The 13070-nt window shown below is 44.8% G+C and carries 7 protein-coding genes and 1 pseudogene; 3 read left to right on the top strand and 5 right to left on the bottom strand.

All coding sequences use genetic code 11. From position 1 onward, the window contains the following. Nucleotides 1-20 precede the first annotated feature (20 nt). Entirely contained in the window at nt 21-1163 is a 1143-nt protein-coding gene (locus ACAN56_RS19610) for a response regulator (protein ID WP_379145195.1), read from the top strand. 77 nt (nt 1164-1240) lie between these two features. Here the strand turns inward: ACAN56_RS19610 and ACAN56_RS19605 are convergent, their stop codons facing one another. Both ACAN56_RS19605 and ACAN56_RS19600 read right to left on the bottom strand, forming a co-directional pair. Then, nucleotides 1241-5641 (bottom strand): collagen binding domain-containing protein, encoded by a 4401-nt coding sequence (locus ACAN56_RS19605; protein WP_379145193.1) that lies wholly within the window; start codon nt 5639-5641, stop codon nt 1241-1243. A 355-nt stretch (nt 5642-5996) separates the two neighbouring features. Continuing rightward, a complete protein-coding gene (locus tag ACAN56_RS19600; RefSeq protein ID WP_379145191.1) occupies nt 5997-6704 on the bottom strand; it encodes a DNA alkylation repair protein in 708 nt (235 codons plus the stop codon). Between the two features lie 577 nt (nt 6705-7281). Here ACAN56_RS19600 and ACAN56_RS19595 point away from each other — a divergent pair. Next, complete coding sequence (locus ACAN56_RS19595; RefSeq protein WP_379145189.1) at nt 7282-8901, top strand: alpha/beta hydrolase family protein; 1620 nt, start codon at nt 7282-7284, stop codon at nt 8899-8901. A 60-nt stretch (nt 8902-8961) separates the two neighbouring features. On the opposite strand, the gene ACAN56_RS19590 is transcribed toward ACAN56_RS19595, so the two are convergent. Beyond that, the gene (locus tag ACAN56_RS19590) at nt 8962-10083 is read right to left on the bottom strand and encodes a discoidin domain-containing protein (RefSeq protein WP_379145186.1); all 1122 of its coding nucleotides are present in this window, start codon (nt 10081-10083) and stop codon (nt 8962-8964) included. 201 nt (nt 10084-10284) lie between these two features. Between ACAN56_RS19590 and ACAN56_RS19585 the strand changes: the two genes are divergently transcribed. After that, nucleotides 10285-11172 carry a spermine/spermidine synthase domain-containing protein gene (locus ACAN56_RS19585; RefSeq protein ID WP_379145184.1) on the top strand — a complete coding sequence of 296 codons (888 nt, stop codon included), beginning with the start codon at nt 10285-10287 and terminating at the stop codon, nt 11170-11172. Nucleotides 11173-11286: 114 nt separating this feature from the next. Here the strand turns inward: ACAN56_RS19585 and ACAN56_RS19580 are convergent, their stop codons facing one another. Beyond that, a complete protein-coding gene (locus ACAN56_RS19580) occupies nt 11287-12390 on the bottom strand; it encodes an efflux RND transporter periplasmic adaptor subunit (RefSeq protein WP_379145182.1) in 1104 nt (367 codons plus the stop codon). A gap of 74 nt (nt 12391-12464) precedes the next feature. Further along, nucleotides 12465-13070: pseudogene (locus ACAN56_RS19575) on the bottom strand (hypothetical protein); the annotation flags it as partial.

Below are 13070 nucleotides of genomic sequence, written 5' to 3'. Positions count from 1 at the left end.
AAATAGGTGGTGGAATGACAATGATTCAAGCTTTGCTTGTAGACGATGAGTATCTGGCCCTACTGAATCTGGAACTGATGCTGAACGAAATGCCCATGGTTAACGTTGTCGGAGCTTACACTGATCCGGCCAAGGCTGTACAAGCATCTGCACAGTTGAATCCAGACGTCATATTTCTGGATATCGAAATGCCGGGACTGAACGGCATGATGGTTGCAGAGCTGCTGCAAATACAGTGTCCGCGAACCAAGATAGTCTTTTTGACCGCCTATAATAACTATGCTGTGGGTGCTTTTGAGCTGAATGCGCTGGACTATTTGTTGAAGCCTGTAAAGCTGGAGCGATTGCTCAAAACCATTCAGCGCCTTGAGGAGCAAAAGGTTGAGGAATCTGCCGATAAGCACGAAAATAAAACCGTGATCCGTAGTTTTCAGTCGCTCCGGTTCGAACGTTGCGGACAGCCGCTTCCAAATATCCGCTGGCGCACCTCAAAGTCTCAGGAATTATTCGCCTATTTACTACATAACCGCAACCGTTTCGTCGGAAAAAATCATCTCATTGAGATGTTATGGCCCAATATCTCATACAAAAAGGCTTCCACTTTACTGTACACAACAATTTACCAGGTGCGGAATTGTTTGAAACAAGCTGAAATTGATCTGCAAATCAACAGTATCAGTACCGAAGGAGGATATATCCTAGAGACAGACAACTTACTTATCGACGTTATGGAGTGGGAAAAAGGCATTCAGGCACTCCCCGCCATTAATCACGATAATTATGCGGAACATCAGCGGTTATTTGATTTTTATGCAGGAGACTATCTGGGAGATTATGATTATTTATGGGCGGAAAGTGAACGGCAGCGATTAAGATCCATCTGGCTGCATCATGCAATGGGCATGGCGGAGTTCTGCACCAGTAGCGATAAAATCACCGAGGCGCTTACTGTATACCAGCGGGTTGTTCAGATGTATCCCTATTTCGAGCAGGCCCATTTCGGACTAATGAAAGTTTATAACAGCATTGGAGAACGCGCGGCAGTCGAGGAGCGCTACAACCTGCTAGCAGAGCTGCTTAACAGAGATCTCAGCATCGGCCCCCCGGCAGAAATAACAAACTGGTATGAAGAATGGAAGCAGCTTAATTTAAGAAAGCTATAATCTTCTTTTCCTCACAAAACATACAAAGACACCCGCTCTTCAGCTGGGTGTCTTCGTATGTTCCAATGAGTTCTCGATTATTTATTGCGTGTCTTATATCTTCTGGAGAGTCCTGCACCCAGAATAACCAAGACAACTCCGGTCAAATAAAACAATAGTGGACTTTCTTCTCCGGTCTGAGGCAGCCTGTTTGGCACGTCTTGATTTTCAGGCTTTTGCAGTGTGCCTGTAGGCACTTCATCGACCAGAATCTCAATCTCGACCTCCTCGGAGTTCCCATCCTCATCGGTAATGATAATCGTAAACTTGTCTTTTCCGGTAAAGCCGTGGTCAGGCACATATTTCCACTTGCCATCAGGTTTAAGCACTATTGTCCCATGTTCAGGATCACTTCCGATACTTGGTACGCCGCCAAGCGGAATTTCCCCTTCGATCGGTATTTCTTTCAATGTGCTGACTTCGGTCCGCTGCGGAGCAGGTGTGATGGCAGGTTGGGTCGGAACCGCTGACGGTACTGTAGAAGGTACGACCGACGGGGTCGCCGTTGATGTCGGCGGTGCCGGTTCCGTTGGCGATGGTGCTACCGTTGGTGTTGGTGTCACGGTCGGTGTCGGCGTCTGTGGTTCCGCCGGTGTCGGCGGTGCCGATTCCGTTGGCGTTGGCGCTACCGTTGGTGTTGGTGTCACGGTCGGCGTCTGTGGTTCCGCCGGTGTCGGCGGTGCCGGTTCCGTTGGCGATGGTGCTACCGTTGGTGTTGGTGTCACGGTCGGCGTCTGTGGTTCCGCCGGTGTCGGCGGTGCCGATTCCGTTGGCGTTGGCGCTACCGTTGGTGTTGGTGTCACGGTCGGCGTCTGTGGTTCCGCCGGTGTCGGCGGTGCCGGTTCCGTTGGCGATGGTGCTACCGTTGGTGTTGGCGTCGGTGTCGGTGCCGATGGCGCTACCGTTGGCGTCGGCGCCACCGTTGGTGTTGGCGTTAGTGTCGGCGTCGGCGCCACCGTTGGTGTCGGCGTCGGTATCGGCGTCGGCGTCGGCGTCGGTGTCGGCGTCGGTGTCGGTGTCGGTGTTGGCGTTGGTGTCGGTGTTGGTGTCGGCGTCGGCGTCGGCGTCGGTGTTGGTGTCGGCGTCGGTGTTGGTGTCGGCGTCGGTGTTGGTGTCGGTGTCGGTGTCGGTGTCGGCGTCGGTGTCGGCGTTGGTGTCGGTGTCGGCGTCGGTGTCGGCGTCGGTGTCGGCGTTGGTGTCGGTGTTGGTGTTGGTGTCGGCGTCGGCGTTGGTGTCGGTGTTGGTGTTGGTGTCGGCGTCGGTGTTGGTGTCGGCGTCGGTGTTGGTGTCGGCGTCGGCGTTGGTGTCGGCGTCGGTGTTGGTGTCGGCGTCGGCGTCGGCGTCGGTGTTGGTGTTGGCGTTGGTGTTGGTGTTGGTGTTGGTGTCGGCGTCGCAGCTTTTTTGTTGGTAATCTGTTGCTCTACGCCTGTTGTCGAATTAATCGTGACCCTATGAGGTTTGGTATCCAGCAGATAGCCACCGGGTGCTGTTTTTTCGATCACAGCATAATTCCCCCCGATCAGTTTAGTGAATTCCAGCTTACCCTCTGCGTCCGTTACACCCTCACTGATCCAAACCATCTCATCATCAAATACACGGAACAGATCAAAGGCTGCACCACTTAACTTCTTGCCAGGATCACTGTAATCCATTTTAATGATGCGTAAAGGTCCTCTGACACCGTTGCCTGTGCCGGAGCCGTTTGAAAGCTTGACCGTGATTTCCTGGTTACTCTCATTCGTAATTTCTTTTACATTTTTACCTTCGAAGCTTACTTTGTTGCTGACTTTTTCATTGTTTTGTGCAGTGATCAGCGACTGGTATTTCAGAATGTACGCCTCCGAAATATCCTTCTCAAACTTCAGCGTGAAACTTTCCTTCCCGTCGCTGTCTTTTAGAAGAGTCAGCGTATAATCCGAATCTTTCTCCAGTTCCTCCCCGGTTGGACTAATCGTTCCATCGCTGGAAACCGTTGTTTTGTAGAGATGAAATGTGCTGCTGAGCAGGATTTGGTTTTCACTCGGGATGTCCTTAATCACAGCATCTTTAACAAATGATTGGTTGCGGTTGATATTGATGGACCAGTCAATTTTATTGCCGTTTTGGGTCCCCGTCTTGTTGATATATTCTCCCCCTTGAGGGATATTGACGGAGGCGCTCAAGTCTGCGGACTCCTTCGTTGTGTCGTTATACAATACAGCCGTATTGTCAACCTTATTCAGATCAATAGCCTGGTCGGCAAACGATGTTTGGAAGGAAACATAAAACGCATAATTGATGTCCTTGTTAAAGCTTATTTTCAACTTGCCGCTATCCATTACTACTGCATAGTCCTCTTTACTTACATTGGAGCTTGTGGATGGATTCCCATTCGCACCGTAAACCCATTTGAAGACCTTAACCGATCCCATGTCAACAATCTGTCCGCCGGCAATGGTATCCTCCAAAACGGCTTTAGCCAGCGTCTTCATATTATAGTTAGCACCAATATTCCAGGTAATTCTCTTCGTAGTTGCATCATAAGAACCGTTCTTGAGTCCGTTGTTCTTCACTTCACCTCTTGGGTTCAAGGTAGAAGTCACCGTTTTCCCGCTTGGAGTCGCTGCTCCATTCTCGTACCATTCCAGCCCGGCAGTGTTGATAAATCTGTCTTTGCCTGCGGACAGCCAATCATAATTGAATGTTGTGGTATAAGAAATTACATAGGGTTCGGAGATCGGATCATCAAAGGTAATGGTAAAGCCGTCATTCGCAGCTGCAGGATCATGTGCTGTGTAGACCACATCATTGCTGACTGCAGCGCCGACGCCAATAGGTTGAATCACAAGCGAACCCTTAACAAGCTTTAGCCCCGCATTGCTGAACGTATCCTTAACAATCAGGTCGTTCATAATTTTGGAATCCTTGTTAACGGTAATCGTCCATTTTACAGTCTTGTTCAAATAATCAACATTGCTGTAGTTTTTAAATAGAATTTGCTGACTTATACCTTGCGAGGCCGATACAGTTTCTCCATTGTAAGTCACTTTATTGGTAATCGTATCATTGTCAAAGACACGATTCTTCGCTTTCGTCTGATACTCGATCCGGTAGGCAGACTTAACGTTATTGTTAAATTTCATTTCAATATCATAGGTGCTTGCAGTTACAGAGGTGGTTATCGTGTAATCAGTATCAGGAAGCGGCGTACCACCCTTTACTACCTTTCCATTAGACTCAATCGTAACCGGGAATACCTTTAGCGAGCTTGGGATGAGCTCCTGGGTAGCATTCAAGGAATCCTTCAGTACTGCATTGCTTGCCGGAATCAACTTTTGATTGTAATTGTATTCTATCGCCCAGGAAATAGTCTGACTGGCCTCATCGTAGCCTGCTGCGATTTTGTTCAGTGGTTTTCCCCTTCCCGCCGTTACAGTGACCGTAGATTCCTTGGAGAATCCGTTACCTCCACTAAAAATTGCAGTATTGGCATAGCTGGTAGCATCGGCACCCGCACTTGTAATATCCGTAACGAATTCAATTCGGTATGCCTTGGTCATCGGACTCTCTGTGAATTTCAAGTTCAATTCATCCGGAGTTGAAGATGTAAGATCATATTTGCTGCTGTCAAGTATATTGCCCACTGTGACCGAACCATCCAGATTCACATCAAGATCATGTACCAGGATTGAAGCCGTATCCAGCGACAACCCGTCCGGAATGTCATCCTTCACAGCTGCATTTCCCACATGATCCAATGCCTTGTTCACATCCACGGTCCAGGCAATTTGCGTCGGATTGTAGAACTGCGGAAGAGGAGTGCCTTTCTTCTCTATAGTTGAACCGGCTTTCGGCTTGAACTGCAGTTCAATGATCTGAGTACCGCCATGGATCGGAAAAGTCAGAATCTGCTTGGATGAGCCATGGATTTTCTTCGAGCTGAGAAGGGATTGGACCGTAAACGTTCCACCCACTTGGTCATGTTTCTCAATATAATCATTGAATGTGAAGATAACATGATTGTTGTCTTTATTGACCATATAAGTGCCGACGGATTCGCCTTCTAACAGAAGATCTCCGTTCAGATCGTTGTAAAGTTCAAACTGCCCGGGAAGATCAAACTCAAATGTTGATCCCGCCCCGTACCCATGTCCATCAGCAAGCGACCATGTATAGTTCAGCTCGGTAAAGGAGTCAAGCTGATATACATTTCCCGTCACGGTCTCCGTGTAATTATCATCGGTGTACACAGCCAGAGTAACACTTGTGATCAAATTATCTGCAATATTTTTTGGCTCTGCGTACACGCGGTCATTAAACCCAAAGCTGTAGGTCCACTGCGTTAACAGCAGAATAACAATTAGCCAGATATTTAACTTCCTTCTTCTCACTTGTGAACTGTCCTCCATTTCGTAAAGTCCCTCTTTTACTGATAGCCGCGTCTCAATGAGACGATTCATTTCCGTGATTCCCCCTTTACACTCCCCCCCCCCTTGTCCCTTTGACCTCTACAAGTGCCCAACTGTATAGATGCCTGGTACTGTAATAGTAAATTCCCGGTATGGACAATTTCTGAACATTTCCCCAAAATACAATTAAAAACTTTCATTTTCCGACAAACGCCAACCATTCATCTTACGTCGCTTCCTTCCGAAACGACAAATAACCGCATAAAAGGGATGCCTCCGCGCCATTTCATAGTACGCGGGGCATCCCTTTCAACGGTGAATGATACATAGCCATAAATCTGTCGGTGTACAGTTCAGACTGGTCAAGGAAACTAGCCTGCAATTCCTTTTCCGGTGAGACGGAAGGTCAGCATCTTACATGCTTGCGTTTAAACCCAACCCGGCCTTTGCCGACTGCCTTTTGAATATTTTCATAAGCGTGAATAAATTTACTTTTGGCCTTATCTTTATTGACTTCTACCGGGCCTACGGCCCTAGCGGTCTCACAAGCCTGATCATGAAGCGGCAGATAGGATACCGCTACGGTGTATAAAAAGTTGTTCATCGCGTATTTGGTGCGTTCCGGCGATTCATGAATCGTTTTTTTCACAAGCTCAAGCATACCGGCAATTTTGCTTTCGGAAAATTCATCGTCCGGCCGGTTGCCGAGCAGCCAGCAGTAACAGTTCCAGCCCCCTGACATTCTCAGCTCCTCACCGCTCGCGATCCATTTATCGGCAACCTCTTGCGCAATATCCGCTTCTGCCAAAGTTACTGCAACTACAAAATCGGACAACATATAAAAATAAGCCGCATCCATCCACCGGTCATAATCGGCTTCCGTCATTGCATTAGGGTCGGCAATGATGCCGGCAAAATACATGGCGTCGTAATTCCCTGTCGCGTATAGCTGCTCAGCCAGCGGCTGATTTATTTTGGTTTTCTTAAAGATAGGCTTCATTTCTCCGGTGGCCACGCCAAAAAGCGGTTCCTGCGCGCCATTCGAGCTGTATATTTTCTTGGTTCGTTCCTTGCCGAGCGCCTCAAGCTCCTGCATGACCATCTCTGCATTCATTGTTTAACACTTCCTTTTTTACTGGATACAGAAAGTGTACTTCACAGATTGCCCTATCGCAAGCTTGTCCATTTGAAAAAATTTAACAAAAAAAGCTTGTAGACTCACGTCTACAAGCTGAAGCTGCTGAATGCTTCTCTTCTGGTTCATACTATTGGGGTTAAGCTGCTTATTGGTTGTAATTCAGTATACAACCTTACTTACAATCTGTCCGGGGAGGTCTTGTTTGTAAAGTAAGTTATTTAGTTGACGCTGCAGTAAACTATTCTGTAAAGTTATTTAATGTGATTAATTGTAAATTAGGACGGTGTATATTAATGAAAAAGGATCGTTGGGGAAGTGCGGGTTACAAGCAAACATGCGATAAATAGATTTGCGTAAATAAGCCATGACCGTTAAAGCGGTATCCGTACAAGCGAAGTCTATGATTAGAATATGGCTCATTGAATCACCACTATCTTTTAGAAATTATTATTTGATCGAAACATTCATTCCTTATCGTTTCCTTATAATCGCTTGGTATTCTGACAGCAGATCAACAAACAAGACGATTTTATTGATTCGAGGAGGAATACATATGATTACGAAAGCTAGAACGTTAAAGTGTTTCATGGTAGTTGGGATTAGCATTTCCTTAATGCATAATGCGGTTTCTGCCTCAGCAGCGAGCCAATCCCATTCCATATCGAGCCAGACAGATGACTTGCTCCCGCTCAGACAAGTAGTAGAGAAGTTGGGCATGAAGGTGCAGTGGGATGAGACAACGCGTACGGTCAAGGTTATAAACTGGGCTGGTGGGCTGCAGATTCAACAACAGGCTAACAAATTGGTTGCCAAGCTGAATGGCAAGCTTGTTCAGAACGCTGGCAAGATTGAAATGAAGCAGGGGACGACGTATATGTCGGAGCAGCTTTTCAATACCATTATGAAGTCGAAGCTGGATTGGGTACCAGAGACGAAAAATTTCCATTTGAGCCAAAGTGATTTAACAATGAGAACTGCAGCTTTTCTGACTAATATGCAACGGGGACAACTGATAGAGGCCCTAGCGTATGCTGATCAGAAGCTCGTTCAGACTTCCATCCCGACTCCTATTACTATGATGCTTAACCAGCTTATTGGAGCATCCATCATAGAAATAAATAGGACGAATAATGCTGTGCATCACGTGGTAACAGCAATTTTAGAGCTGCAGGGCAGCAAGTTTGATGTGGAGATACGCTATAATAACCAGGGATTGATAGATGATATTTATGTCAATATGCATGTTCCAAACAGTTATAAGCTACCAGACTATGCAGATCCCTCTTCTTACACAGAGAAGGCAGTCGTTATTAACGAAGGAAAATATACTGTACCAGGCACTTTGACGATGCCGCAAGGCAAGGGACCTTATCCGGCGGTTGTATTGATTCAAGGCGATGGAGAGTCGGATCAGGATAACACATTTATGGCGGTTAAACCTTTCAAAGATATGGCTGCTGGTCTTGCAAGTCGTGGTATAGCAGTAATAAGAGCTGAGAAGATTACTCGTGAGCATTACGCACAATCCTATTCCACTTATACCGTGCAAGAAGAGTTTGTAGATCCTGCGTTATCAGCGATCAACATCTTGCAGAAAACTGAAGGTATCGATTCGAGTCGAATCTATTTAGCAGGCCACAGCCGTGGTGGGTTGATGGTACCACAGATTGTTGCACAGGCAGAGCCAAACTCTATTTCCGGTGCTTTCATTCTGTCATCACCGAACCCTCAGTTGACGGAGATTGATACTTACTTTGAAGCGAGTGCCGAAGACCAGGTAGAAGCGGATACACTGGCGATCTATCGAGAACAGTTAGGCCTAGTGCTTCAACCAGACTTTGATCCGCATCATGCTGCGGCGTTTCAGTTGACACCAAATGCATACTGGTGGAACAGTTTGAAGAGCTATGTGCCAGGACAGGTGCTGATCAAGCATCCTCTTCCGCTTCTTATCCTGCAGGGGGGCAGAGATGCACAGGTTGCCTCAACTGAACTGGAACTATGGAAGGAGACGTTGTCAGATCTTTCAGATACAAGCTATAAGCTCTACCCTGAATTGAATCATGCCTATATCGAAAGTGGCAAGGGTGATCCGATGTATGAATTCCTTGTTCCTGGCAATGTGCCAACATATGTGATTGATGATCTGGAGAGCTGGATCAAGAGTCATTAGGTCAGTAACTGGACAGTGAAAAGTTGTTCTATGAGAACTATTCACTGTCCAGTGATACTCTTATGAGATGGTAAATTCCGAGACACAAGTATCGTTATACTTAGAGCCTAGGTTGACTTCTAATATGGTGAACGTAATGCTGGTTGTTGCTTTAACTTTTGGCAGATCCCATACAGATTCCTTCGTGAAATCAGCAATGACGGAGGTTCCATCGGAGAAGGTTATTTTTGCTTTGCGCACACTGTTGTTCTCCAGATAAGCGGAGACGGATTTACCATACCCCGGAAAAACCTTCAAGCTGCTAACCTCAGTTTTTTGGGGGAAGCTAACCGTAAAGCTTTGTCCTATTCCACTCCCTTTAACCCCTTCGCACCAGCATGTGGCTGTATCCCCATCGATTACTTGATTTGCACTATAAGAGCCGGCCTTCGATTTAGGTAATGTGGATGATGCTGTGATTTTTGAAACCTTAACTTTGTTGGCAAAATGTGAGGATTGCGACCATAAATCCTTGATTTCTGTTGCCTTATAGGTGTGCAAATTCACTTTATACTCGGTTAAGAGAATCCCTCTTACATACACTTCGACATAAGCAATCCAATTTTTATTGCTTTCATTATCTGCAACGGGGTAAATGAATTTCACCAGATTGGACTCTTTGCATTTGCAGTATTGGGATACAACAGCTATGGCATCCTCAGGCTTTGGAACCCGGTTCGCATAAGGATCACGAATGAAGGTCCGCGGCTGAGCAAAAATTTTGTTTATGTCCGGGGGAAGTCCTCCCATTTTAAGCACAATTGTGCCAGTTTTAAATTCAATGATACCCTCTCCTCGCATAGTCCTTGGATTTTCATGCTCGGTATAGTCCAGGTATTCGTAGGTGAATTTCACAGGTTTCTGTTCATTAACAGTAATAGGTGCCGTTGATTGAAAGGTATAGTTTTCTTCGTCCCAGACTGAATACTCTAAAGCAGCTTTGCCCGTATTCTTATCAAATGTAAGATTTATCGTACCGTCGAGATCTTCGACCTCAACCAATGCTTTGTCAACCCATTCACCTCCGTAAGACGCCCCCAATGAACTGGAAGTTGGAGACGCCGCATACAAACTGTAGGTGAAAAGGGAGTTAACAACCATAAAGATAAACAAAACATTAATCATTAGTTTTCGAATTGCCATCGCATCCTCGCTTCTTTTCATATAAATTAATTTTTGATGAACAAGTACTCATTTAATATAGTCGCTTTACAAACTCATGTACAAGCTTAGAAATAAAGTGAAGGTTCAAAGCATTATCCAAAAATAAAGCTATTGACTTCCGCCACCATATACACTAGTACTTGACAGCCATATGCTATAGTAAAAATAAAAGGTGAAGGTATGGAGCGTAATAAAGCAATAAAAGACAAAGTTAATGAAGAGGATAACAAAGTATTTGCTTTATTAAGCAATTATTTAAATAATAAACCTGACTTCATAAGCAAAGAAGAAATTGATGAGATTGTTAAATATGGTGTATCTATCGAATATGCGTTTAATGTAATATTTGCAGCTGCTTTAGGACTAGATATTGTTGATAAGGTTGATGATGCAGACTTATTCAACAAATATTTCAATAAGATGTCTCATAAACTGGATGCCAATGAGTATTATAACAATTCGTATTTTAAGAACATTAAGATACCAACAATAAAAAAAGGCAATAGTGAACTAAAATATGAAAAATACAAACCTTACGAGGTCTTTGTTTGTAATGACATAATCACAACACACGAAGGAAGACAAATTCCACAGATTGGTTTCTTTGAAACTGAATTCATATTCCCAGCAATTCTAGAGAATAATAGAATCTGGATGACCATTACACCGAATGAAATAGAAACCATGAAAGAAGCTGTTGCCAAGGCATTTGGTAATGTGCTTACTTTTGGACTGGGGCTTGGTTATTATGCCTATATGATCTCAGAAAAAGATCAGGTTGAAAGTATTACGATTGTTGAAAGCAATGAAGATGTTATTCAATTATTTAGCAAATGTATATTACCACAATTCAAAAACACTCAAAAAATAAAGATTATCAAAGCAGATGCCTTTGAATATGCACAAGAACATATGGCTAAGGGGAATTATGATTTTGTCTTTACGGATTTATGGCATGATGTTTCTGATGGAATTGATATGTATTTAAGTATGAAAGAGCATGAAAAACAAAGTCCATCAACTGTATTTATATATTGGATAGAAAAATCTATTTTGTGCTATCTATAACTATGTAACTTGATTCTAACGCAGCATCAGCGTCCGACGACAGCTACCTTTTCACGTTCATCCAAAATGTCCAGGTTAGACGTCGTCGGCTTCCTAACCGATGATTTTCTCAATCTACTGAAGAACTACATTGTCTCCAGCCTTCAGTCCAGACAGCACTTCAACCTTATCCGTTGTTTCCAATCCGATTTTTATTTCTTTTCGTTCTATTTGCCCGTTACCATTATCCAACATAACATAAGAAAGGTCTCCTTCATGAATGACAGCAATGTTGGAAAGCACAGTGACATTTTCTTTACGTATGATCTCAATCTCGCCGTTCAAGCTAAGACCGCCGATCAGGAGCTCATTCGGCTCGAGCGAAATGACTACTTCGAACTGAGGAGGTTGAGTAGAAGCACTTTCTTTACCTGATGTAGCTGTTGCGAATTTTGAAATTTTCTCCACCTTTCCAGCCAGCTTAACATCCTTGGAAGCGGTCATTTTGACGGTAACCTTCATGCCAGCCTTAATGCGGAATACATCCTGTTCCCCCACAAGGGCTATAAACGCCAGTTTGTTCAAATCCACAATTTTCCCAATATACTGGTTATCCGTAACTAATTGTGGGAGTTCACTATTGTTTTCGAACAAGAATATCCCAGAAGAAGGGGCCTGATAACTCGCCGATTGGATCTTTTTCTTCTTCTCTGCTATCTCCCGCGCTTGAATATCTCCATTCACATTATTTAGATCTTCGCTAATTCGTCCTGTCTCCTGTGTAGCCAAACTCTTTAACCGTTCTGCTTCGGATGCACCTACTGTGATCGTCTCATCATTCTGCTGGCTTACAAATGAATTTAGTTCAGCTTCCAGCTTCGCCTTGCGAATAGCCGCCTCTTGGGTTGCAATTTCATTCTTGAGTGTGCTGGTATCAAGGGTATACAGCAGCTCCCCCTTCTTCACTTGATCACCGTTCTTTACTTTCCAGCTTGTCACCTTGGAGGCAAAGGGAGCATACACAAGGGTCTCGTGCTCATATTTGGATGTCCCTTTAACTTGTATGGATTGAGTAATCGTTTCTTGAGTGACCGGAAAAGTAATAGCCTCCATCGGCGGTAATTCGCCCACTACTTCCTCCGCCTTGTTAAAAACCTTTGTATACAACAAGTAACCTGCGGCAGCGATGACCGCTGTGATAATAACCCACTTTATAATTTTCTTAATGGTACTCTTCATCACTTTGGCTTCCTTTCAATTAACAGTGGATAATTATATTAAATGGTGAACAGCACATTACCCTTCTTCCATTATCATTTAGCGTTGGCATCTTTCGTATTAGTTATCAGCTGGCGGTCGATGAACAGGTTGAAAACCTGACCCCCAAGCTCCTGCCGCTCGCCTTGGAATTCATCAAATAAAGTTAATTTGTAAGTGCCGCTCTTGAGCTTCGTGTACAGATTTTTACTGAAGGACATCGAGAAGGTATTGCTATTTCCTTCTGTCAGATCCGTGCCTATAGTCAGCACTTTATCCTGTGATACGCCATAGGGATCAGTCATTCTAAGCACAAGCTTATGCTCCAAATCGCCACTGTCGATACTGTTGTCCCGGGTCAGATCATAGGTCATTACGATGTTGATAGTGTCGTTTAGTTCCAATAGTCTGCCTTCTGAGTTGATGACCGACAAATTATAGGGGAAGAATGGGATCTTCGTTAAATTACCCGCCGGTGCTGTGGTTTTAGGTGTGAGCAGCAGGGCACTTGCATTAATAAATCCGGTAGCCTCTTGTCCGCTTTCACTTAACTTGTTTCCTGTCACCCCGGAACCTAATACCAGTGAGATGTCTTCGGCACTTGCCGTCTTCGGCAGCTTCGCCCAGAACGAAACCAACTGCATACCGCCAGGTGTTGCAGC

It is taken from the genome of Paenibacillus paludis (genome assembly GCF_042610515.1).
Lineage (GTDB): Bacteria > Bacillota > Bacilli > Paenibacillales > Paenibacillaceae > Paenibacillus_AQ.
Note: the sequence above shows the minus strand (reverse complement) of the source record. Positions and strands in the feature narration are given on the sequence as shown.